Here is a 25,326-nt window from a genome sequence, read left to right on the forward strand (position 1 = left end):
ATTATTATAAATTTAGTTGAAAATCTGTCTATATTGTCCTTCCAAATTTACTGTAAGATTTTAGTAGTTTAAGATTCCAAATTACTAAAACCTTATCTTTGAAGTACTATTGTTTTATTTCAAAAAATCTAATTATGAAAAAAATACTCCCATTTGCATTAGTGCTAACAATTTTTGTGTCTTGTAAAAATGAAAGCGAAGCTGTGAAAACAATGACTGTAGATTATCCTGAAACTCATAAAATAGATACTATTGATACTTACTTTGGTGCAACTGTAATAGATCCCTATCGTTGGTTAGAAGATGATAGAAGTAAAGAAACTGAAGATTGGGTAAAAGCACAAAATGAAGTTACTTTTGGGTATTTAGAACATATTCCTTATCGTGAAGAATTAAAAGAACGACTTACCAAACTTTGGAATTACGAGAAAATAAGTGCCCCTTTTATTGAAGGTGATTATACGTATTTCTATAAAAATGATGGATTGCAAAACCAATCTGTAATTTATAGATATAAAACAGGTGAAGATCCTAAAACAGCTGAGGTTTTCTTAAATCCTAATACGTTTAAGGAAGATGGAACGATTTCATTAGGAGGTATGAGCTTTTCTAAAAATGGTAAAACTTTAGCTTATGCGATCTCTGAAGGAGGAAGCGATTGGAGGAAAGTTCTTGTTATGAATGCTGAAACCAAAGCGATTGTTGAAGATACATTGGTTGATATTAAATTCAGCGGCATGTCTTGGTACAAAGACGAAGGGTTCTATTACTCTAGCTATGATAAGCCAAAAGGAAGTGAATTGTCTGCTAAAACAGATCAGCATAAACTGTATTATCATAAATTAGGAACAAAGCAGTCTGAAGATCAATTAATTTTTGGTGGTACTCCTGAAGAAAAACACAGATATATAAATGGTAGTGTTACAGAAGATGATAACTATCTTGTTATTTCTGCTAGCATTTCAACCTCTGGCAACAAACTTTTTATAAAAGATTTATCACAACCAAATAGCGCGCTTATTACTATTTTAGATCATACAGATAGTGATTCTAATATCATTGAAAATGTAGGTTCTACGCTTTACATTATGACAAATTTGAATGCGCCAAATCGAAAAATTGTAACCGTAGATGCTTCAAACCCGACTCCAGATAATTGGATCGATTTTATTCCTGAAACCAAAAATGTTTTGACTCCATCAACAGCTGGTGGTTACTTTTTTGCGAACTACATGGTTGATGCCGTTTCAAAAGTAATGCAGTACGATTATAGTGGAAAACTAATACGGGAAGTAGAATTACCAGGAATTGGAACCGCTGCAGGTTTTAGTGCTAAGAAAGACGAAAAAGAACTTTACTATTCATTTGCTAATTACGTAACTCCTGGAACAATCTATAAATATCATATAGAAAATGGCACTTCAGAATTATATAAAAAACCGAGTATTGACTTTAATCCAGAAGACTATGAAAGCAAACAAGTGTTTTATAGCTCTAAAGATGGTACTAAAGTACCAATGATTATTACGCATAAAAAAGGATTAGAACTCAATGGTAAAAACCCAACGATATTATATGGTTATGGAGGGTTTAATATCAGTTTAACCCCTAGTTTTAGTATTGCAAATGCCGTTTGGATGGAGCAAGGCGGTGTCTATGCTGTACCAAATTTAAGAGGAGGTGGTGAGTATGGAAAAGCTTGGCACAATGCAGGAACACAACTTAAAAAACAAAATGTTTTTGACGATTTTATTGCGGCGGCTGAATACCTTATTTCAGAAAAATATACCTCACCAGATTATTTAGCCATAAGAGGTGGTTCTAATGGAGGTTTATTAGTTGGTGCAACAATGACACAACGTCCAGATTTAATGAAGGTGGCTTTGCCTGCTGTTGGTGTTTTAGATATGTTACGCTACCATACGTTTACAGCTGGAGCTGGTTGGGCATATGATTATGGAACTGCTGAAGATAGTAAAGAAATGTTTGAATATCTTAAAGGGTATTCGCCTGTTCATAATGTAAAAGAAGGAGTAGCATATCCTGCGACTCTGGTAACCACGGGAGATCATGATGATCGCGTGGTACCAGCACATAGTTTTAAATTTGCTGCTGAGTTACAAAGCAAACAAACAGGTAATAATCCAACGCTGATTAGAATTGAAACAGATGCTGGTCATGGTGCTGGTACACCTGTGAGTAAAACCATTGAGGAGTATGCTGATATCTTTGGATTTACACTTTACAATATGGGATTTGAAGTGTTGCCAACAAAACAAGGCGAAAAATTAAAAGACTAATCATTAAGGGTTTATGTTAATCTAATCGGTGGATTTGGCTTTAAGTAACGCTGTAAATTACAGGAGTAAAATAATGTAATGATGTATTTTGTTAACCACTGTTATTTTATTTTGTAACCTTTTGTAGGGATTTTAGGTTGTAAACGGTCTTATTAACAGTATATAATTATTGCAAATGAAAAAAAATTACGTTCTATTTTTTCTTTCAATTTTGTTTCTTTTTTCGTGTGGTAATGACGATGGTTTAACTCCTTTGCTTATTGAAACGAATCCAGATACTGTAACGATAGTACAAGATTCAGAAATTGAGATTTTTATATTTTCAAATGATTTAAATATTCCATCAAGTGGTGAATTAGCATTAAGTCAACCCACTAAAGGTAGCGTGGAAATAATTGATAGTAATAACACTCCAAACAATCCGAGTGATGATCATATAAAATATACCGCAAACCCAAACGAAGTGGGTTTAGATAGTTTTGAGTATACGATTTGTACCACTTCGGGTAATTGCAAGACAGAAACTATAACGGTTACTATTACAACAAGCTCTAGTGTGCTTTATGATTTAGAGAACATGCCATTTCAATCGTTATCAGATTATCAGTTTTTTCAAGGAGATTTAAAAAATTTAGACCCCACTAATGGTGTTGTGCCTTATATGTTAAATGCGACACTGTTTAGTGATTATGCGAAGAAGAAACGTTTTATATGGATGCCAAATAATAGTAAGGCCTCTTTTGTTAATGAAAATGAACTGTTAGATTTTCCGGTTGGAACAATTTTAATAAAGAATTTTTATTATGATAATGTATGGCCCGAAAACACAACACAAATTATTGAAACACGATTAATCATTAGAAAACAAGAAGGTTGGGTTTTTGCGACATATGCGTGGAATGAAGAACAGTTAGAAGCGGTTTTAGACCTAAATGGTAGTTATGTAGACTTACAATGGGAACAAGCCGGAGAAGTAAAATCTGTACAATATAGAATTCCTTCAGAACCTGAATGTCATACATGTCATAAGGTGAGTGAAATAGCACGACCGATTGGTCCTAAGGCTAGAAATTTAAATTTATCGTATAGTTACAATGATGGAACATCTAATCAGTTAGAAAAATGGGTTAGTCTAGGCTATTTAGAAAACACCCTTCCTGAAACAATTGCGCAATTACCAGATTATAATGATATCAATACACCGCTTAATCAGCGAGTGCGTGCATACTTAGAGATTAATTGTGCACATTGTCACTCTGAAAATACACATTGTTCATATAGACCAATGCGACTCGATTTTTTATCTACAGAAGACTATGTAAATATGGGTGTTTGTGTAGATGCCGATACAGATCTAGGACTTGGACTAGGTCATATCGTAGAACCTGGAGATGCAAGAAATTCGGTATTACACTATAGATTGAGTACTACAGAACCTTCCACTAGAATGCCGTTGTTAGCGCGCACAATCGTACATGTTGAAGGTGTTCAGCTCATAGAACAATGGATAGAATCCTTAAATATAAATTGTAATTAAATACATTGATATGAAAAAACTATTACTCCTCACATTGCTTTTAACATTGTATTGCACTCTTGGTAGTGCGCAAGAGTTAAACCAGTCAGCTAATTGGCCCAATAACCAATGGACGCTTTCGGGTACTTATGACGTAGAATTTTTAATTGAAGATCCAACGACTTCAGCAAGTGGGTCGTTTTCATTTGATGATAATATGGCAGGTGGAACGTCATATAATACTATTGCTGCAGAATCACCTATTATAGATCTTAATGCGGCTTATGCTGCTGGCGAAATTGAAATAACCGTGGTGTTTCCATATGTTTATAATATATGGCAAGGTGATCAATCTTTACAACTTCAGTATTGGGATAATGGTTCTAGCGAATGGGTAAATTGGGGAAATGAGATTGAGGATAATTCTTCGCTTTCTCTTGATTTTTGTAGTGGTGCTTCTACCGTGTTTATTAGTGAAGCTTTGGACATCGCTTTGTTTTCTACTGCACAACTAACAGGGTTTAAATATCGCATATTATATGATGATAATGACTCATATGGTTGGGGGTTTTGTATAGATTCTCCTTCGATTAGTTCTTCAATGTCGCCGCTTTGTCCTAGTGTTGATGCCTTATCTATTAGTAATGTTAATGCTGTAAGTGCCGTAGCAAATTGGATTGCAGGTGGATCTGAAACTTCTTGGGAGGTGGCTATAAATTTAGCTTCAGAGGGTATGCCTTCATCAGGGAGTACTATAACAACAAATAGTAATAGCTTTAGTGGTTTGTTACCAGAGACGACTTATAATGTATTTGTAAGAGCAAATTGTAATACAGGAGGTTATAGTAATTGGGTGAGTCAAAGTTTTACAACCGGAGTTGATACCTCAGGTTATCCTGTAACCTTTACTGCAAACCCAATAAACACTACAGGTGACTATGATTTGGCTTTGGTTGATTTAAATGGTGATTTTTTAGATGATGTTGTTTCTGTTGCTGCTGATAATTTAAACATGCATTACCAACTCGCTTCAGGCGGTTTTAATGTGGTTAATATAGCAACTCCAGTCGTAGACAATTTACCAAATTGGAGTTTAGCTGCTGGAGATTTTGACGGAAATGGCTATAATGATCTCCTATATGGAGGTTATGGTGGAGTTACATTTATGAAAGCAAATAGTACAGGGACAGCATATACGGAAATATCTGGACCAGAATATGTGTTTTCGCAACGTTCTAATTTTATTGATATCAACAATGATGGAGATTTAGATGCTTTTGTTTGTCATGATGTTCAGGCCAATGTCTATTATATTAATGATGGCTCAGGTGATTTAACATTTTACCAAGGACAAAGTACCGTATTACCAAATGGTGTTGGTTTAGTGCCTGGTGGTGGAAATTATGGTACAGTGTGGGTTGATTTTGATAATGATAGAGATATGGATTTGTTTATTGCAAAGTGTAGAGGGAATTCTTCTATTAGTATTAATGAGCTTTGGAGGAACGATGGTAATGGTGTCTTTGTAAATATTGCAGATAGTAACGGTTGGTACAACACAAATTATCCAAGTGTAGGTCATAATAATTCTTCTAATTTAGGAGACTTGGTACAAACTTGGTCTTCTGCTTGGGCAGATTTTGATAATGATGGTGATATGGATGTCTATATTGGGGCAAGTAGTACAGTTGACGGAGATTCTAAATTGATGCGTAATAATGGTGATGGTACATTTACTGATGTAACCGCTGGGTCCGGAGTTTTAGATGCTGCTTTGGGAAGAGAAAATGCTCCAGCAGATTTCGATAATGATGGTTATGTGGATATTTTAAGTAATGGAGATATCTTATTTAATAATGGCGATTTTACATTCACTAATTTTTCTGATAATATGCCTAAAAGTGGTGCTATTGGAGACACTAATAACGATGGTTTTTTAGATGTTTTTAGTAATGGCAAAATTTACCTCAATAATACAAATAGTAACAATTGGATTAAAATTAATACCATCGGAACAACAAGTAACATAAATGGTATTGGTGCTAGAGTAGAGATACAAACAACAAACGGCACGCAAATAAGAGATGTTAGAAGTGGAGAAGGTTTTGAATTTATGAGTTCATTAAATACACATTTCGGTATTGGTGCTTTAACGAGTATTAATAGCATCACTATTTACTGGCCATCTGGTACGGTAGATTTTATTGCAAACCCAGCAATCAATACAACACATACCATTGTTGAAGGGTCAGCATTAAGTGTTATAGACGAAACGCTATCAGATGTTTCTATTTACCCTAATCCGGTTAAAGATGCGCTTACAATCAAAACTTCAGCAGATGTTACGGGTAAAATTGCAACGGTTTTCGATATAAACGGAAAACGGGTACTTAACTTAAAACTTAAATCGATTACGGTTGATGTTTCAAATTTAACAAGTGGAGTTTACTTTTTAAGATTAGAATCTGAAGGAAAAGTTATAAAACGAAAGTTTATAAAGAAATAATTATAGACTGTAAATAGTTTAAAACCGTTTGAGAAATCAAGCGGTTTTTTTATGCAAAATACCTATTGAAGTGTTATGTTTGTAACATGCTTCAAGTAAACAACGTCACTTTTGGATATGGTAAAATCAAAGTTTTAAATGCTATTGATTTTAGGGTTAAAGCTGGAGAAAACCTTGCTATTATTGGTGAGAGTGGCTCTGGTAAAAGCACTTTGTTGAAGTTGTTATATGGCGAGTACGATTTAAAACAAGGTCAAATTTTTTGGAAAGATGAAGAAATTTTAGGTCCAAAATATAATTTAGTAGTTGGATATGATTTTATGAAATCGGTGACCCAAGAATTCGATCTCATGCCTTTTACTACAGTTGCAGAAAATATTGGTAAATATCTGTCTAATTTTTATCCTGAAGAAAAACAAAAACGCACTAAAGAGCTCATCGAAGTTGTAGAACTTGAACCTTTTGCAAATACCAAAGTAAAACTGTTAAGTGGTGGACAAAAACAGCGTGTGGCTATTGCTAGAGCATTAGCAAAACAACCAGAAATTTTGTTATTAGATGAACCTTTTAGTCATATCGATAATTTTCAAAAACAAGGCTTACGACGCAATGTTTTTAATTATTTGAAAGCAAAAAGCATAACCTGTATTGTTGCGACTCACGACAGAAATGATGTGCTTGGCTTTGCAGATCAAATGATAGTTCTTAATAATGCTAAAATTATAGCTAAAGACACTCCTCAAAATTTATACAAGAATCCTAAATCACCATTAATTGCATCATTTTTTGGAGAATTTAATGTGATAGAACCGTATGGGATTGTCTATGCCAATCAAGTTAAAATTGTAGACCATTCAGATTTAAAAGCTATTGTAAAAAGATCTTATTTTAAGGGAAACTCTTGGTTGATTGAAGTAAAATATAACGCTGAATCTCTATTTATTGAGCATGATTTTGAATTAAAAAAAGATGAACAAATTCAATTTTCAATTTCCTCATAATTTCTTACTGAAGTTTTTAGTTTTTTAAGCATTCTGTTACGTAATTTTTGAGGTTTTAAAACTTCAATACTATCACCAAATCCTAAAATAAGACGTTCCAATTCAAAATTAATTTGCACAAAAATATTGAAAATAACACCATCATTTGTTTTTTCAATGATACGCTGCGATGCATGAAAGGGTTTTGTAATGACGTAAGGAGCGTTTTTATTATCTATTTTAAATTGAATGCGCTCTGCTCTAGAATTTGAAACTGTAACACCAACAACATCTTTGTAATACACATCACCATCAATTTTAAAATCCTCATAATTTTCATCATCAAGCGTTACAATTTTAGTCATTCTGTCTAAAGCCAAAGTGATAAATTTTCCGTTTTGACTGGCTAATAAAAACCATCGATTATTAAACTCTTTAAGTAATTGCGGATGTACTTTCTGCAGACTAGCGTTAGAAGCTTTAAAAGATTGATATGATACTTCAATCACCTTTTTAGTTTGAATAGCATCATATAAACTATCGATAAATTCAAGGCCTTTTAGCTGTTCATTTTTATCTAAATGAATAATGGCGCGTTTGTCTTTCTGTGATGAATTTACGGAGTCTTCTAAACGTTGTAAAACACCATCCATTTCTTTAAATAACGAAAAATCTTTGAACTGTCTCAGTAATTGAATGGCCTCGTTCATTACTTTAATATCCTTATCTGTTATAGGAATATTAATAATACTATATTCAGGATCCTCATACTTATAAAACTTACGGTCATAAACTACAATAGGAGCATTATACCCCAGCTTGTCGCTGCGCATCATTTGCAGGTCTAACTGAACAGTTCTTTTGCTTACATCAATATCTTTGCCTTCGTATTCGTATAAGGCATCAGAAACCGCTTCAATTAGGTCGTTAAGCGTCCATTTCCTAAACTGATTCTGAAGACATTTATCGATGGTTTTATAACGTATTAATGCGTTTTTATTTACTGCCATTTAGATTCAAATTTTGAGATACCATAAAAGTAAAATATTAGTGCGCAATTATCATGCGTAGCTAAAGAAATTCATAAAAATGTTCACCGATTGAAAAAATATTTGCATTTCTAAAAAAAATATAATACTTCGTATTATGGTACTCAATTTCAAGCGATTTGAAAAATAAATTTTGTAAAGTCAAAAAAAAATCTAAATATTTGCAACGCATTTCAACCAAAACACAACGTTGAATTAAAAATTAGAAACTATGAGTTTATGTATAACATATCAAAACAATCCAAAAGGAATTCTGCCTTTTGCGATGCTTCGTGATTATCGTTAGATAAACTTTTCAAATTTATAAATGAGAAATCCGAAGCCAGTTAAATACTGTTTCGGATTTTTTGTTTTCATTCTTAGCAAGCCTGCTAAACACATTTCCACAAACAGTAATTATAAAACGAACATTATGTCATTCGGAGCACAACGAAGAATCTCATGTATAGTTCAAACGAATTTATTAATAATTAAAAAAAAATCCTGAATAAAGTTCAGGACAACTAAAACCATGGACACGAATTTGTTAAACAACTACGTGCTTAAAGCCATAGATGCTTATCCATACGAACTAGAAGAAACTGTAGAAAATCTAAACTACGCCTTATCCTATGAATCTAACAATGCTTATGCTTTGTATTTAATGGGACGTTTACAAGCTGAACAATTTGGCGATTACGAAAAAGCAAAGCACTATTATGCAGAAGCTTTGGCAAACAAACTCGATTTTCACAAAGTGTATTCGCACTACATTTTAGTTTTAATATGGAATGAAGATTACGACGAAGCTCAGAAATTAATTGATTTCGCATTGACTGTCAAAGGAGTCTATAAAAGTGAAATCCACCTATTTCAAGGTTTCGTTTTTGAATGTCTTCAGAAGTACAAGAAAGCATTAAAGGCTTTAAAGCTCGCAAAGCGAATAGCTTATAACAACAGTTACATCAGCTTTATAGATTCTGAAATGAAAAGAATCAAAAATAAAATTAAGCCTAAAAAGACTATAAAATCCAAGAGCAAGAAGAAAAAGAAGAAGAAAAACAAAAAATAATTTCACTACGCAAAAACATTGCGCAATAGTATGAAATATTTGCATTGTAATTGATAGTTTACTATCACACTGAGTGCAGTCGAAGTGTCTTAAAAATGTCTGGATTTTTTTGGAATCAGACTTTTAAAAGTAGCGCTTTGCTAGAAAAGGAATCTAACAGAGCTTAATAAAAGTTCATTGAAATAAAATGAGGTTAAATTTAAGCTTCATTAATAGAGAAATAATCATTTTTTATAAATGATTGGGCGGCTTATCGTCCTTAGATAAACTTGGTAACAAGGATAAATCTATTTGCAGGCACTGCAAGTAGAGACTACACTCATTTGAGCGTAGTACACGTAAGCAAGCAGCTAACATAAATAACTATTTGCAAGGGGCAACCGCTGACGTAAATAAGAATTTATAGCCAACACACAAGTTAGGCTTGAGATGGAGACATTAACAGAAAAAGCTGTAGTAATGGGTTACATATTAGGTTATCCAACCTAATGGAGCGCATTGCAGTATTAAAGTTACCCGACAGGAAACTGTTCGGCAACTTAACATACCGTGTGTTGGGAGACACACAAGGAAAAGGTTGGTATTTTGTAGGCGAAAATCTATGAAGCCATTTTCGAAGCCCTTTTCCTAGGTCAAAGTTTTTGGGTTCGATTCCCAATCCTACACCAATGAAGGATTTCTCAGGTAGAGCATTGTATTTTCATACAGCAAACGCAAAAGACTTCGAACATTATAGTAGCTAGTAGTTGCCTAAATCCATTGAAATATATGGAACGTTAGAGGTCGCAAGCCTTTAGCGTATGGTGAACATTCTAATAAGCCGCCTCAAAAGAGGACGTTTATGAATGGTGAGGGAGCCAACCCTCGTAATTGCAAAGCGTGGCGAAAAGCCTCTATGCAAGCCAAGTCTAAGTTGCCGAACAGCTATAATGTATTAAGGCATCAGATAAGTACGTAATTCTCAAAGCTATGAGAAGCGCGTGGAAAACTAGAGAAAGCGTAAGCTATAATTCTAGGAAAGCTTATCTAAAACGTAAGTATTCTCAAAACGTTTTTTTTAAATATTAAACCGGAAGCATTGAGCAATTGGTTGGCTCGCCAGACTGTAAATCTGGTCTTTTTAAGCGTGTAGGTTCGAGTCCTACTGCTTCCACATCAAGCAAGTCTTGTTAAGTGTTTCGGTATAGCACTATTGTATAAATCCTTACTGTTTAGTATGAGGTTTTTATATGCAACTTGACTTGAAGGCTTTGGTTATTTGCCAAAAGAATAACCACCATCTATGTACACAGGTTCGAATCCTGTCTTCTCTAACGGGAAGTAGCTTAGCGGTGAAGCAATAGATTGTAGCTGTCGTCGGTTCGAATCCGATCATAGACTTAGGCTCTAGGTTTATGTAGCTCAGTTAGGTTAGAGCACTACTCTTTTAAGTAGGTTTTGGACTCATAATCCATACTCCCAAAGAAGGTCACTTTTAAAAATCGACCACCAAGTGCGTCACACTTTAAATGGCAAAAACAAAGTGAACTAAAACTAGCAATAGCAACTTGTTGTTAGCGCAGTCTAGAAAACACCTTGACATACAAATTGTATTGTAGGTCGCTTTAGGTATTCTTTTAAAGATTCATTTTTCAATTATAGTTTCGGCAATCGTCGTTTCAACATTGATAAATCATCTGCAAAACAATTCTAAAAACATTTAAAATCTATTGTATTTCCGTAGTTAGAAAGATGGTTTTCTTTCGCTTTGTTAGTGAAACTTATTTCTGAAAAGTCTAAAAGACGCATTCAAAAATAATAGTGGAACTAATCCCGCTGAAGAGCGGGATCTTTTTGAATAGTCATTCCGGAAAATGGAATTCTATTATAAATGTATAACCGTTCTGAAGTAAAAAAAAGAAAACTAAAGGGCAAAAAATCAGAAATCATGTATAGAGAAAGAATTCATGAAGGTACAGTAGGTTTGGTGTTTAAAAATGGTAATTACACGCGTGTTATTACTGCAGGAAAACATTGGATAAAATTTAGTGAGCAAGTCTTAAGATGCGACTTATCACAAGCTTTCAGTGCGCCAAAAGCATTAGAAATCTTGCTTAAAGATGAAGTCTTAGCAGCAATGTTAACTCTAATTGATGTAAAGGATAATGAAATTGTTTTGGTTTACGAAAACAACAACTTTAAACGCATCTTAACTGCTGGTCGTTATGCATTTTGGAACAGCTTAATTGACTACAAATTTGTAACTGCCGATTTAAGTAAAATCGAAATTACAGAAGACATCAGTAAAGCTTTGTATAGCAATATGCAATTGCGTCAATATATTAGAACTTTTGAAGTTGCCGCTTTTGAAAAAGCCATTATGATTGTTAATGATACGTTTGTTAAAATCCTAGAACATGGGACTTACCATTTCTGGAAAAACGAGCAAACCATTAAAATAGCAAAAGCCGATATGCGTCAGTTGCAATTAGAAGTTGCTGGTCAAGAATTATTGACCAAAGACAAAGCAACAGTTCGTATTAACTTTTATGCACAATACCAAGTTACAGATATTGAAACGGCGTTAATGCAAAACAAAGATTACGAAAAGCAATTGTACACTATTTTGCAATTGGCATTAAGAGCGTTTGTTGGCGCGTATACTTTAGACGAATTGTTAGAGCAAAAGGAAACGATTGCCGAAGCAGTTTTGAAAAATGTTAAAACACAAGCCACTAAATTGGGTGTTAATGTATTGCATGCAGGTGTTAGAGACGTCATTTTACCAGGTAATATGAAAGACATCATGAACCAAGTTTTAATGGCGCATAAAAAAGCACAAGCTAATGTAGTAACCAGACGAGAAGAAACAGCGTCTACTCGTAGTTTGTTAAACACCGCAAAATTAATGGAAGACAACAGCATGTTGTTCAAATTAAAAGAGATGGAATATGTTGAGAAAATTGCCGATAAAATTGGCGAAATCACAGTTGCTGGTAACGGTAATGTGATTGAACAGTTAAAAGATATTTTCTCTGTGAATAAGTAGTAATATCCTGTGAGGTTATTAAATCCTCACAGGTTTTTATAAAAAAACACAACTACGCAAAACTATTGCGTAATGCACTATAATATTTGTAGTGTAATTGACAGTTTACTGTCATTCCGCACTAGATGCGGAATCTATTAAATAAAAAAAGTATTAATTTAATAAGATTTCCACTTTCGTGGGAAATGAATATGAAAACAAAAATAACAGGCCATACATTAAAAGCATTAGGTTACAGACAAGGAAAATGGATGAAAGAAGCCATTGCGCATATCAATGAAAATAAACTAGAAGGGGATGTAATGGAAGCTTATTTAGAACAATTTAAATCGCCTGATCCCATAGGATTACATAAAAAGGCCATTGAGTTTTCAATTAATATTAAAGCAGAAAATGATGAGGAAAAAGACAATGTAGATAAGGTGATTAATTCCATGCAAACGTTGATGAAAACGCCAACATTGGTTGATGGCGCCATTATGCCAGATGCTTGTCCAGCAGGTCCAGACGGAACAATCCCTGTTGGTGGTGTTGCAGTAGCAAAAAATGCAATTCATCCAGGCATGCATAGTGCAGATATTTGTTGTTCTGTAATGCTAACCGATTTTGGAAAAGCAGATCCTAAAGCTATTTTAGATGCAGCACATGCCAATACACATTTTGGTCCTGGTGGACGCGATAGAGATTCGCAGTTTCGGTTTCCGAAGGAACTATTAGAAGCTTTCGAATCTAATTACTTCTTAAATGATGGTAACATGATGCAAATAGCACGATCGCACTTAGGAACTCAAGGAGATGGTAATCATTTTTTATTCGTTGGAACCTCTAAAAAAACAGGAAACACAATGATGGTAACACATCATGGCTCTAGAGGGCCAGGAGCACGTTTGTATACAAAAGGTATGAAAATCGCTGAACGTTTCAGAAAAGAATTATCACCAGACACTAAGAAACAAAATGCGTGGATTCCTTTTGAAACCGAAGAGGGGCAAGCCTATTGGGAGGCGCTTCAAATTATAAGAGACTGGACAAAAACGAATCACGAAGTGTTGCATAATTCAGTTGCTGAAACTTTAGATATTGCCATTGAAAACCGCTACTGGAACGAACATAATTTTGTCTTTAAAGATGGGGATTTGTTTTACCATGCAAAAGGTGCAACTCCTTTGGATGCTAAGTTTATGCCAGATATTACAGGGCCACGATTGATTCCGTTAAATATGAGTGAACCAGTACTAATCGTTGAAGGTAATACCACAAAAACCAATTTGGGTTTTGCGCCACATGGTGCAGGTAGAAACGTGAGTAGAACACAACATAGAAAAAGTAAAACTGGAACCACAATGCAAATCTTTAAAGAAGAAACAAGAGGTTTAGATATTCGGTTTTTCTCAAAGGAAATTGATATTACCGAGTTGCCATCTGCATACAAAAATGCAAAAGCGGTACGACAGCAAATGGATGAATTCAACTTAGGAAACGTCATTGACGAAGTGCTGCCTTATGGTTGTGTTATGGCTGGCGATTGGCAGAAGAATGCACCTTGGAAGATTCGAAGAGAGCGGAAAAAACGAAATAGAAAATAACTTTTAGAGAGGAAAAGTGGATTGCCTTTGGTTGGTCTGCTTTTTTAATTAAGTCAATAAAAAAATGAGAACAATATGTGAGATATATCCAACTCGTATTTCTGAAGAAAAGCTTTCAAAGCCGTTTTAGGTAATAAAAGAAAATGAAAAAGGATGAACGGTTGTTCATCCTTTTTGCCCCAAATCTACCATAAACTTAACCTACTTATGTTATGGTGAGTCAAATATAAGATGACATTATATTAACTATTAATTTTTTGGACAAACGACCTATATATTAGTCTAAGCGTGGAAATTATATTGATTCTGTTGTAATTACCTTAAAAAACAGCGTTTAGTTAAGGGAATAACTTAAAGTATTACTTCAGTATAGGGTATAAAAAAAGGATGAACAGTTGTTCATCCTTTTTGCCCCAAATCTACCATGAACTTAACCTACTTATGTTATGGTGATACCAATGTATATTTAATTTGTTAAAACAAACCAATAATCGGACGAAATACGTTTTTACCCGATAAAACACTTATTTTATCGGGTAAAAGGCCTTTTTTGCTAAGCTTTAATAAGCACGACGGTTATTTCCTTCGTAAAAATTGATAAAAGCTCTGTTTACAACTCTGTTTCCTCCAGGCGTAGGATAATTTCCTGTAAAGTACCAATCTCCTAAGTTTTTAGGACAGGCTTTGTGCAGATTTGCAACAGGTTGGAAAATAATTTTAACTTCAGCATTAATATCTTCACCACCTAATAATTCGGAAATCTTATCAGATATCTGTTCATCTGTAAAATTATCATAGATCTCTTTTACATGGTTAACAACATTCTTGTCTTTAATATTTACCTGCTTAAGGCATTTATTATATACGTCTTCAACAATATGATATTGATTATTGTCTTTTAGTAATTCTAAAGCGGCCCTGAAAGCAATTAAGGTCTCTAAGTTGGCCATATCTATACCATAGCAATCGATGTAACGAATTTGAGGAGCTGAAGAAACCACAACAATTTTCTTAGGGTTTAATCGATCCATCATTTTAATGATACTCTTTTTAAGTGTTGTACCTCTAACAATACTATCATCAATAATTACTAAGTTGTCGGTAGGTTTTATAACACCATAAGTAACATCATAAACATGGGCCACTAAATCATCTCTACTACTATCTTCAGTAATAAAGGTTCTTAGTTTAACATCTTTAATGGCTATTTTTTCAATTCTTGGGCGTTCCGATAAAATTTCGGTAACCTGTTCTGCTGATAATTGACCGTTACCATTTAATATAGAGGCTGTTTTCTGTTCGTTGAGGTGATCTTCAACGGTTTCAATCATGCCATAAAATGAAGTTTCTGCCGTATTAGGAATATACGAAAACACACTGTTTTTGGTATCATTATTAATAGCTTCTAGAACTTTAGGCATTAATAAACGTCCCAGCATTTTGCGCTCTTGATAGATTTCAGCATCACTACCACGAGAAAAATAGACACGTTCAAAAGAACAAGCTTTGCGCTCTAAAGGCTCTAATATTTTCTTAATTTGTGTTTCACCAGATTTCTTAGTAATAATGGCATGTCCTGGTTCTAATTCTTTGACGGCTTCAAAAGGTACATTAAATACGGTTTGAATTACAGGACGTTCTGAGGCTACCACAACAATTTCATCATCTTTATAATAGTAAGCGGGTCTAATTCCAGAAGGATCTCTTAAAACAAAAGAATCTCCATGGCCTAATAGACCTGCCATAGCGTAGCCACCATCCCAATTTTTTGCGGCACGCTTTAATATTTTACCAACTTTTAAACGTTCGGCAATTAAAGGTGAACATTCACTTTTATTATAACCTTCTTTTTTAAGGTCTTTATAAATTTTTGAAACGGCATCATCTAAAAAGTGACCAATCTTTTCCATTACAGTAATGGTGTCTGCTTTTTCTTTTGGATGCTGACCAATTTCAATAAGATTATCAAAGAGTTCATTAACATTCGTCATGTTAAAGTTACCTGCTACAATCAGGTTTCTGTGCATCCAATTGTTTTGTCTTAAAAAGGGGTGAACACTTTCTACACTATTTTTTCCAAAGGTACCATACCTAACATGGCCTAGTAATACCTCGCCTATGTACGGAATGTGCTTTTTCTGTAAATCAACATCGTTTTGATATTCAGGATGGGTTGTAAGCTCTTGGTTAATGCGTTCATTAATTTGAGCAAAAATATCCTGTATGGGTTGTTGTGCAATAGAACGCACACGACTTATGTAACGTTCCCCAGGCTTTACGTCTAATTTAATACTTGCAAAACCAGCTCCGTCTTGTCCACGGTTGTGCTGTTTTTCCATCATTAAATACATTTTGTTAACACCATAAAAAGCACTGCCATACTTTTCTTTATAGTATTCTAATGGTTTTAAAAGTCTAATAAGTGCAATTCCGCACTCATGTTTTAACGCATCACTCATGATTAATTTTTTCCGCTATTTAGTTTTTTTGTGAAATAAAAAACGCGCTCAATTTCTGAGCGCGTTAGTTTATGTTAATTCTATATCAAATTGTGTCAGACTCTTAAACTGGTCTAAACGTTTATAAATTTCTTTATCTGTTAAATTCTGCATGCGTTCCGTACCAAATTTTTCAACACAGAAGGAGGCTAGAGTAGAGCCGTAGATGACGGCTGTTTTCATGTTCTCAAAAGAGAAATCACCTGTTTTAGCTAAATACCCAGCAAAACCACCGGCAAAGGTGTCGCCAGCACCTGTTGGATCAAATACTTCTTCTAAGGGTAAAGCAGGAGCATAAAATACATTATCATCATGAAACAATAAGGCGCCATGTTCTCCTTTTTTAATAACAACATATTTAGGTCCCATGTCATGAATCTTTCTCGCTGCAACGACTAAAGAATACTCTCCAGTTAATTGTCTTGCTTCTTCATCGTTAATAGTAATTACATCGACGTTTTTAATTACTGAAAGTAAATCATCTAAAGCGATGTCCATCCAGAAATTCATGGTGTCTAAAATGGCTAATTTTGGTTTTTTTGTCATTTGGTCTAATACACCTTGCTGTACAAGAGGGTGTAAGTTACCTAACATAACAACTTCAGAATCTTTGTAACCTTCAGGAACAATTGGATTAAAATGTTCCAATACATTGAGCTCTGTAGCTAAGGTATCACGAGAGTTCATATCGTTATGATATTTTCCACTCCAAAAGAACGTTTTACCTTCTTTTATAATTTCTATACCATCGATATTTACATTTCTATGCTTTAAAAGATCTAAATATTCTTGTGGAAAATCGCCACCAACAACAGAAACTGCCGCAGAATCTACATTAAAATTTGAAGCCGATAAACCTATATAGGTTGCTGCTCCTCCAAGGATTTTGTCAGTTTTACCAAAAGGCGTTTCAATAGCATCAAAAGCTACTGTACCAACAACTACTAATTTACTCATCAAAGAAAGTTTGAATTAAAGTGCAAAAGTACGTGAAATATATTTCTTGTGAAACATCAATTAATTCTATGAAAAACAGATTTATTTTCTGCCAAAATCCGCAGGAATTTCTCCCCAAGCCTTCGTTTCCCATTTTACAATAGTAGTAGAGTATTCATTGGTTTTTAGCCACTCTACAGCGCGATCTACTAAATCATAAACGGGTTTATTTTTGGCATTACGAGGGAGTTTTGAATTACAGTTTTTTTTGCGTACCCAACTCATAGCGGTTCTAGAATCCGTATACATTATACGATCACTATTGTGTTGTTTTAAAAATGCCAAGCCATGAACTAGTGCTAAAAATTCACCAATATTATTAGTGCCTTGTTCAAAAGGGCCTTGATGAAAGAGTTGTTTTTTTGTTTTAGTATCTACTCCTCTGTATTCCATAATACCTGGATTTCCACTGGACGCTGCATCCACAGAAATAGAATGGTAGTTGGGTTGCCCTATTTTTTTGAGTTCCGCTTCAGAAAGTCCACTGGAAAACGATTTATTTTTTCCTATATAATCAAAGTAATTCCCTTTTAATGCGTTTTCGGCTTCTTCAAGTGTAGGGAAAGATTTGTATTGTGCACCTTGATAATCTTTAATTTGAGATTTACAGGCATTCCAAGTGCTATAGACTCCTTTTTTATGGCCCTGCCAAACGGTATAATATTTTTTTTTCTTTTTACTCATCTTCAGTTTCCGTGTAAACGGAAATCCTATTTTAGGTTCTTACTTTAATAGTTCATTTACAATTAATGGAAAATGCTTCATTTCTAACAAATGAATCTTTTCAGCAATATTTTTTGCAGAATCCGTAGGTGAAACCTTACATTTTGTTTGAAAAATAATGGCTCCTTCGTCATAATTTTCGTTTACATAATGTATCGTGATGCCTGTTTCTGTTTCATTGTTGTCTACAACGGCGTTATGAACATTCATACCATACATTCCTTTGCCTCCATATTTTGGTAGCAAAGCAGGATGAATATTAATGACTTTATTATGGAATTCTTTTAAAATGAATTCTGGAAATTTCCAAAGGAAGCCAGCTAAAACAATAAGATCTGGTTGCGATGTTTTTAAGATATTTAAGACATCTTCAGATTTAGAAAAAGCAATCCTATTAAAAGATAAGGCGCTAACATTTAATTTTTTACAGCGATCTAAGACTTTGGCATGAGGATTGTTAGTTAGTACTTGAATAACAGACGCATTATCGCTGTTGTGAAAAAACTTAATTAAATTTTCAGCATTAGAGCCACTTCCGGACGCAAAAATTACAATACGTTTCATCAATTAGTTTATATTTTAAATTATTGTTTGATGGAATTCGCTAATTTAAACATAGAATGCACAGCAACCTTTGCTTAAGCTCATTTCATTTACAGGTATATTTCTTCAATTATTCGAACAAAAAAAAGAATAATAATTAACAATTAGGGTAAAACTTATAATACTTCTTTTTATTTTTACTAAATTAAAAACACATTTTATCGGTAAAGATGAATATTCAAATAAAGTTTTTTATTTTTGCCATCTAATTAAAACTTAAAATTAAAAAATTATGTCAGACATTGCATCACGAGTAAAAGCGATTATCGTAGATAAATTAGGTGTTGATGAAAACGAAGTTGTAACTGAAGCAAGCTTCACAAACGATTTAGGAGCGGATTCATTAGATACTGTAGAATTAATAATGGAATTCGAAAAAGAATTCGATATTCAAATACCAGACGATCAAGCTGAGAATATAGCAACAGTTGGTCAAGCGGTTTCTTATATAGAAGCAGCAAAATAATAACGCAATTTTTATGGAATTAAAGCGAGTCGTAGTAACAGGTTTAGGTGCACTTACACCAATAGGAAACACCAAAGATGAATATTGGGAAGCTCTTATTAGCGGGAAAAGTGGTGCTGCTCCTGTGACACATTTTGACCCTGAAAAGTTCAAAACCAAGTTCGCTTGTGAAATAAAAAACTTTGAAGTTACTGACTTTATTGATAGAAAGTTAGCAAAGCGAATGGATAAGTTTTCGCAGTATGCAATGGTCGCTTCAGATGAAGCCATTGTAGACTCGAAGCTAGATCTAGATGCGATAAATAAACTTAGAGTTGGAGTGATTTGGGGAGCTGGAATAGGTGGTTTAGAAACATTTCAAGATGAAGTGTTAAACTTTGCTGCTGGTGACGGAACACCTCGTTTTAATCCATTCTTCATTCCAAAAATGATTGCTGATATAGCGCCAGGAAACATATCTATAAAATATGGTTTTATGGGGCCTAATTATACCACAGTATCTGCATGTGCTTCTTCTGCAAATTCAATGATCGATGCCTTAAATACCATTCGTTTAGGGACTTGTGACGTGATTATTACAGGAGGAAGTGAAGCTGCAGTTACTATTGCTGGTATGGGAGGGTTTAACGCTATGCATGCCATGAGTACGCGTAACGACGATCCGCAAACAGCTTCGAGACCATTTGATGCTAACCGTGATGGATTTGTATTAGGTGAAGGAGCAGGTGCGATTGTTTTAGAAGAGTATGAGCATGCTAAAGCTAGAGGAGCTAAAATCTATGCAGAAGTTGTAGGTGGAGGTTTATCTTCAGATGCATATCATATGACAGCGCCACATCCTGATGGTATTGGTGTTGTTGCGGTAATGAAAAATTGTATAGAGAACGCTGGTTTAAAGCCTGAAGATGTAGATCATATTAATACTCACGGTACGTCAACACCTTTAGGGGATGTTGCCGAGTTAAAAGCTATATCTGAAGTTTTTGGCAGTCATGCTAAGAATATTAATATTAATTCTACAAAATCAATGACAGGACACTTGTTGGGTGCTGCTGGTGCTATTGAGTCTATTGCTTCAATTTTAGCAATGGAACATGGTATTGTGCCACCAACAATCAATCACGAAACGGTTGACGAAAACATTGACCCAGAATTAAATTTAACGCTTAATAAAGCTCAGAAACGAGATATTAAAGTCGCAATGAGTAATACATTTGGATTTGGCGGACACAACGCTTGTGTGTTATTTAAAAAATTAGATTAAATCTTGAATGAGCTTCATTCGTAACATATTAAATTCCCGTACTCAAGAAGACGGGAATTTTTTTTAAAAATTAGAGACATACTTGGGTTTAAGCCCAAGACCAAATCGTTTTACATTACGGCGTTTACCCATCGTTCTATGAATATAAAGGACAAGAAAGGCAATGCCGTTAATTATGAGCGCTTAGAATTTGTTGGAGATGCTATACTAGGTTCTGTAATTGCAGGGTATTTATTCGAGAAAGTGCCACATGGGGATGAAGGGTATCTTACCAAAATGCGTTCAAAAGTTGTTAGTAGAACACATCTCAATAAATTAGGTGAAGAATTAGGGCTTATTAATCTTGTAGAAAGTAAAATTCCGACATCCAATTTTGGAAATAATATTCACGGGAATCTTTTTGAAGCCTTAGTGGGGGCTATTTATTTAGATAAAGGTTATAGCTTTTGTGAAAAATTCATTTACAAACGCGTGATTGATCCACATGTTGATATCGAATCATTAGAAGGTAAAGTTATTAGTTATAAAAGCTTACTAATTGAGTGGTGTCAGAAAGAAAAAAACACGTTTGATTACGAAGTTTATGAAGATACCGGAAAAGATGAGTTAAAACATTTTTCTGTAAAACTCACTATCAATAATAAAGTGGTGTCAAAAGCACGAGCAACATCTAAGAAAAAGGCAGAAGAAAAAGCATCTAAACGCGCATTTTTTGCTTTACAAAATCAAATAACTAAGCTTCACTAGTATTTAATCTCTTAGTAGAATTAAATTAATAGAACTAAAACGTTTTCGTAGATTTTAAGAGCTAATCTTAGCATTTTCTTAATAAACTTAAGTTATTATTATACTATATTTACATTTCAAAGTTATAATTGTATGGCTTTACACAAACTTCAAGTAGATGATTTCTATGATGATTCCTATAAACTAATTGCGATTCATTCTAGAATAGAGGATTATCGATTGGCCTATTTGCTCAATAAGCATTTAGAGCTTAAGTTAGAACGTAAGGAAAAAGATATAGACTTTAAATATTTAGAGTCCTCATACAGTATTTTTGAATGGGATAACGAAACAGAATACATGATGTGGAATTTAATTTCTAACGTCTGTAAAAAGGAAGAAGATAGTTTATATAGTACCGGAACCTTATTTAGTACTAATGAAAAAGTACTTAAAACGTTCCATTTAATTCCTGAATATAAGAAGGTCGATTATTTCATAAAAATTTCAGACGAGATACAGAATGTTGATGAAAAGCTTATTCTAAATAAGTTAAAAGCCATTCCACAAATTATAACTAGTTATACGGTAGATCCGTTAAAAATAAGGTCGAAAGACCATCTAATTTTTTGAATTGATGTCAAACAAGAAAACAAAAATAGTAGCCACATTAGGTCCTGCAACAAGCACCAAAGAAGTATTGAAAGCAATGCTAGATGAAGGGTGTAACGTATTTAGAATTAACTTCTCTCATGCCGATTATAAAGACGTTGAAGAACGTATTAAAATGATTAGAGAACTCAATGAAGAGTTTGGGTACAATGCTTCAATTTTAGGAGATCTTCAAGGTCCTAAATTGCGTGTTGGTACCATGAAAGGTGAAGTGATCGTAAACGAAGGAGACGAAATTATTTTTGCTACAGGAGAACGTTTTGAAGGCACAAAAGAACGCGTTTATATGACGTATGATAAGTTTCCTCAAGATGCACAGCAAGGTGAACGGATATTATTAGATGATGGAAAATTAATTTTTGAAGTTGTTTCTACTGATAAAGTCTCTGAAGTTAAAGCAAGAGTTATTCAAGGTGGGCCATTAAAATCTAAGAAAGGTGTTAACTTACCTAATACGAATATTTCACAACCAGCTTTAACAGAAAAAGATATTGAAGATGCGATTTTCGCTATTGGTCAAAAAGTTGATTGGATAGCATTATCATTTGTGCGTCATGCAGAAGATCTAATGCAGTTAGAGAAATTAATTAATGAGCATAGTGATCATAAAATCCCAATTATAGCTAAAATTGAAAAGCCAGAGGCTGTTGAGAATATCGATAAAATTGTAGCGTATTGTGATGGCTTAATGGTGGCTCGTGGTGATTTGGGAGTTGAAATTCCTGCAGAGGAAGTACCATTAATTCAGAAGCAATTAGTTTTAAGAGCCAAACGAGCTAGAATTCCTGTAATTATTGCTACCCAAATGATGGAGACCATGATTACAAGTTTAACGCCAACACGCGCTGAGGTGAATGATGTGGCCAATTCGGTTATGGATGGTGCCGATGCTGTAATGTTATCTGGTGAAACTTCTGTTGGGCAATACCCTGTTCAGGTGATTCGCCAAATGTCTAATATAATACGTAGTGTAGAAGATTCACCACTTATTGAAGTACCACAATCTCCACCGCATATTCGTACTAAGCGTTATATAACCAAAGCAATTTGTTATCATGCGGCTAATATGGCTAATGAAATTAATGCAAAAGCGATTTCTACATTAACAAATAGTGGTTATACGGCATTTCAGATTTCTGCTTGGAGACCATCTGCTCATATTTTAGTGTTTACATCAAACAAACGTATTTTAACGCAACTTAGTTTACTATGGGGTGTTACAGCGTTTTATTATGATAAATTTGTAAGTACTGATGAAACCATTGAAGACGTAAACGCTATGGCTTGTAAAAAAGGTTATTTAGAAGTGGGTGACATGCTAATTAGTTTAGCCGCAATGCCAATTCAAGATAAAGGTATGGTGAATACGTTGCGAGTTTCTGAAATCGAAAGCTGTAGTTTCTAGATAGAAACTTTAATAATTAAGATATAGTAAATGCAGTATGGTTGGTAAACGATGCTGCATTTTTTATGATTATAAAGTGTCTAAATGCTAAAGCTGTTTCCTGTAAGAACGTTTCTGCCAAGGGTTTCATTAGAAACTAAATTTTAATTGAACACTAACAGATTTTTCGTCTTGATCTAAAGGTTTGGTTTTTTTAGTATTTAAATTGGACAAAGAAATACCTAGAAGTCGTACTGAATTTTTCATGATATCTTGATAGAGTAAATCCTTTGCAGTTTCTAGAATGAGGGCTTTTTCACTTACAAAATAAGGCAAGGTTTTGCTACGCGTCTGCAACGTAAAATCGCTATATTTTATTTTTAAAGTAATCGTTTTTCCTGCAACATTACTTTTATGTAGTCGTTTTGATACTTCTTCTGCGATATGCTCAAGTTTTTCTAACATAAAAACTTCAGACGATAGGTTTTCATTAAAAGTGCGTTCTGCCGCTAAAGACTTTCTAATTCTATTGGGCTTTACTTCGCTTGTATGTATGCCTCTTACCACATCATAATAATAGCGACCCGATTTTCCAAAATTCGCAGCTAAATACGCTAATGATTTTGCTTTTAAATCTTTGCCTGTAAAAATACCTTTTGGTACATTTTTTCCGCAGTCACCTTGCCTACACCATAGAATTTTCTGATGTCTAAATCTTCTAAAAATTGAAAGACATCTTCTGGATTTACAGTTTTTTGTCCATTAGGTTTATTATAATCACTTGCCACTTTAGCGATAAATTTGTTAATAGAGATGCCTGCGGAAGCTGTTAAGCCCACTTCGTTCAATATCCTTTGCCTAATCTCTTTCGCAATTAATGATGCGCTAGGAAGCCCTATTTTGTTTTCTGTAACATCCAAATAGGCTTCATCTAACGATAGGGGTTCTACCAAGTCAGTATATTCAAAAAAAATCTTGCGAATGCGTTTAGAAATTTCAGTATAACGTTCAAAATCTGGTTTTACGAAAATTAGTTCTGGACATAGTTTTATAGCTAAACGACCAGACATGGCACTTTTTACTCCATATTTGCGCGCTTCATAACTTGCAGCACTTACTACGCCTCGCGGTCCACTGCCTCCGACAGCAACGGGCTTACCTTTAAGTTCGGGATCGTCCATTTGTGCTACAGAGGCATAAAAGGCATCCATATCTACATGAATTATCTTTCTTATTGGTAAATCACAAATCATACTGTAAATTTAGGCATTAAATGCCTTTTAAAAGGTAATTGTAATAACGTATGATGATAGAAATAGAAAGAAAATTTTTAGTTACCTCTGATGCTTATAAAGTTGAAGCTTATAAGGCTTACACTATAAAACAGGGTTTTTTAAATAGTAATAAATCACGAACAGTACGCGTAAGGATAAAGAATGATAAAGGTTACCTGACGGTTAAAGGAAAATCTACGGCTAATGGTTTATCACGTTTTGAATGGGAAAAGGAAATTTCTAAACCTGATGCTGAAGCCTTATTACAACTTTGTGAACCGGGAATTATAGAGAAAACACGTTACGAAGTTCGATCTAATGATCATATTTTTGAAATTGATGAGTTTTATGGGGATAATGAAGGTTTAATTGTTGCTGAAGTTGAGTTAAATACTGAAAATGAATCTTATAAAAAACCGGGTTGGTTAGGTGAAGAAGTTACGGGAGATGTCAAATATTACAATGCCGTATTAAGTAAGATGCCTTATAAATTATGGAAACTATAAAGTAATTACTGCAGTTTTGTATTGTTTTGGTATGATAATTATTATAGGTATGGTGATAGTTAATATGAGATACTATACAATGCGTTCTATATAGAAGTTGTTAACTAAACCTCTCTATAGCGTGGTTGTAAACGTTGTTAATGGCGTTCAATAAAAAAAGCTCTGAAATTGATTTCAGAGCTTTTTTATAATTATTAA

Annotated in this window: 17 protein-coding genes, 1 tRNA gene and 2 pseudogenes; 14 read left to right on the top strand and 6 right to left on the bottom strand. The window is 34.1% G+C overall.

Annotation, left to right across the window (positions count from 1 at the left end; all coding sequences use genetic code 11):
• The first annotated feature begins 134 nt into the window (after window positions 1-134).
• The 4 genes from ACXGSQ_RS04020 to ACXGSQ_RS04035 all read left to right on the top strand — a co-directional run bounded on the left by ACXGSQ_RS04020 (window position 135) and on the right by ACXGSQ_RS04035 (window position 7,323).
• Window positions 135-2,300: a prolyl oligopeptidase family serine peptidase gene (locus tag ACXGSQ_RS04020; RefSeq protein ID WP_458628350.1), complete on the top strand. Its 2,166-nt coding sequence runs from the start codon at window positions 135-137 to the stop codon at window positions 2,298-2,300.
• A gap of 175 nt (window positions 2,301-2,475) precedes the next feature.
• Entirely contained in the window at window positions 2,476-3,837 is a 1,362-nt protein-coding gene (locus ACXGSQ_RS04025) for an SO2930 family diheme c-type cytochrome (protein ID WP_458628351.1), read from the top strand.
• Window positions 3,838-3,847: 10 nt separating this feature from the next.
• Window positions 3,848-6,322 (top strand): FG-GAP-like repeat-containing protein, encoded by a 2,475-nt coding sequence (locus ACXGSQ_RS04030; protein ID WP_458628352.1) that lies wholly within the window; start codon window positions 3,848-3,850, stop codon window positions 6,320-6,322.
• Between the two features lie 86 nt (window positions 6,323-6,408).
• Window positions 6,409-7,323, top strand: coding sequence for an ABC transporter ATP-binding protein (locus tag ACXGSQ_RS04035; protein ID WP_458628353.1), 915 nt, complete (start codon window positions 6,409-6,411; stop codon window positions 7,321-7,323).
• Here the strand turns inward: ACXGSQ_RS04035 and ACXGSQ_RS04040 are convergent.
• Entirely contained in the window at window positions 7,302-8,312 is a 1,011-nt protein-coding gene (locus ACXGSQ_RS04040; RefSeq protein WP_458628354.1) for a helix-turn-helix transcriptional regulator, read from the bottom strand. The genes ACXGSQ_RS04035 and ACXGSQ_RS04040 overlap by 22 nt on opposite strands.
• A 550-nt stretch (window positions 8,313-8,862) precedes the next feature.
• On the opposite strand from ACXGSQ_RS04040, the gene ACXGSQ_RS04045 reads away from it, so the two are divergent.
• The 4 genes from ACXGSQ_RS04045 (at window position 8,863) to ACXGSQ_RS04060 (ending at window position 14,016) form a co-directional block, all read left to right on the top strand.
• The gene (locus tag ACXGSQ_RS04045) at window positions 8,863-9,402 is read left to right on the top strand and encodes a tetratricopeptide repeat protein (RefSeq protein ID WP_458628355.1); all 540 of its coding nucleotides are present in this window, start codon (window positions 8,863-8,865) and stop codon (window positions 9,400-9,402) included.
• Window positions 9,403-10,473: 1,071 nt separating this feature from the next.
• A tRNA-Tyr gene (locus tag ACXGSQ_RS04050) sits at window positions 10,474-10,555 on the top strand.
• 774 nt (window positions 10,556-11,329) lie between these two features.
• Entirely contained in the window at window positions 11,330-12,430 is a 1,101-nt protein-coding gene (locus ACXGSQ_RS04055; RefSeq protein ID WP_458628356.1) for a slipin family protein, read from the top strand.
• Window positions 12,431-12,615: 185 nt separating this feature from the next.
• Window positions 12,616-14,016, top strand: coding sequence for an RtcB family protein (locus tag ACXGSQ_RS04060; protein WP_458628357.1), 1,401 nt, complete (start codon window positions 12,616-12,618; stop codon window positions 14,014-14,016).
• A 560-nt stretch (window positions 14,017-14,576) separates the two neighbouring features.
• Here the strand turns inward: ACXGSQ_RS04060 and ACXGSQ_RS04065 are convergent.
• From ACXGSQ_RS04065 to purN, 4 genes are all read right to left on the bottom strand, one after another.
• A complete protein-coding gene (locus tag ACXGSQ_RS04065) occupies window positions 14,577-16,475 on the bottom strand; it encodes an amidophosphoribosyltransferase (protein WP_458628358.1) in 1,899 nt (632 codons plus the stop codon).
• A gap of 69 nt (window positions 16,476-16,544) precedes the next feature.
• The gene (locus ACXGSQ_RS04070; RefSeq protein ID WP_458628359.1) at window positions 16,545-17,471 is read right to left on the bottom strand and encodes a PfkB family carbohydrate kinase; all 927 of its coding nucleotides are present in this window, start codon (window positions 17,469-17,471) and stop codon (window positions 16,545-16,547) included.
• 81 nt (window positions 17,472-17,552) lie between these two features.
• Window positions 17,553-18,194, bottom strand: a complete 642-nt coding sequence (locus tag ACXGSQ_RS04075) for a ribonuclease H1 domain-containing protein (protein ID WP_458628360.1) — start codon at window positions 18,192-18,194, stop codon at window positions 17,553-17,555.
• A gap of 39 nt (window positions 18,195-18,233) precedes the next feature.
• Window positions 18,234-18,797, bottom strand: a complete 564-nt coding sequence (gene purN / locus ACXGSQ_RS04080) for a phosphoribosylglycinamide formyltransferase (protein WP_458628361.1) — start codon at window positions 18,795-18,797, stop codon at window positions 18,234-18,236.
• A gap of 271 nt (window positions 18,798-19,068) precedes the next feature.
• On the opposite strand from purN, the gene ACXGSQ_RS04085 reads away from it, so the two are divergent.
• From ACXGSQ_RS04085 to pyk, 5 genes and pseudogenes are all read left to right on the top strand, one after another.
• Window positions 19,069-19,302: an acyl carrier protein gene (locus ACXGSQ_RS04085; RefSeq protein WP_013869581.1), complete on the top strand. Its 234-nt coding sequence runs from the start codon at window positions 19,069-19,071 to the stop codon at window positions 19,300-19,302.
• A 13-nt stretch (window positions 19,303-19,315) separates the two neighbouring features.
• The gene (gene fabF / locus ACXGSQ_RS04090; RefSeq protein WP_458628362.1) at window positions 19,316-20,566 is read left to right on the top strand and encodes a beta-ketoacyl-ACP synthase II; all 1,251 of its coding nucleotides are present in this window, start codon (window positions 19,316-19,318) and stop codon (window positions 20,564-20,566) included.
• A 7-nt stretch (window positions 20,567-20,573) separates the two neighbouring features.
• Window positions 20,574-21,313 (top strand): annotated as a pseudogene (rnc, locus tag ACXGSQ_RS04095) (ribonuclease III).
• Window positions 21,314-21,445: 132 nt separating this feature from the next.
• A complete protein-coding gene (locus ACXGSQ_RS04100; protein ID WP_458628363.1) occupies window positions 21,446-21,925 on the top strand; it encodes an IPExxxVDY family protein in 480 nt (159 codons plus the stop codon).
• A 1-nt stretch (window position 21,926) separates the two neighbouring features.
• The gene (gene pyk, locus ACXGSQ_RS04105; RefSeq protein WP_458628364.1) at window positions 21,927-23,369 is read left to right on the top strand and encodes a pyruvate kinase; all 1,443 of its coding nucleotides are present in this window, start codon (window positions 21,927-21,929) and stop codon (window positions 23,367-23,369) included.
• A 129-nt stretch (window positions 23,370-23,498) separates the two neighbouring features.
• Here pyk and dinB read toward each other — a convergent pair.
• Window positions 23,499-24,601: pseudogene (dinB, locus tag ACXGSQ_RS04110) on the bottom strand (DNA polymerase IV).
• A gap of 53 nt (window positions 24,602-24,654) precedes the next feature.
• On the opposite strand from dinB, the gene ACXGSQ_RS04115 reads away from it, so the two are divergent.
• On the top strand, window positions 24,655-25,128 hold the full coding sequence (locus ACXGSQ_RS04115; RefSeq protein WP_458629317.1) for a CYTH domain-containing protein: 474 nt from the start codon (window positions 24,655-24,657) through the stop codon (window positions 25,126-25,128).
• Window positions 25,129-25,326: the final 198 nt, after the last annotated feature.

It is taken from the genome of Winogradskyella sp. PC D3.3, assembly GCF_054366245.1.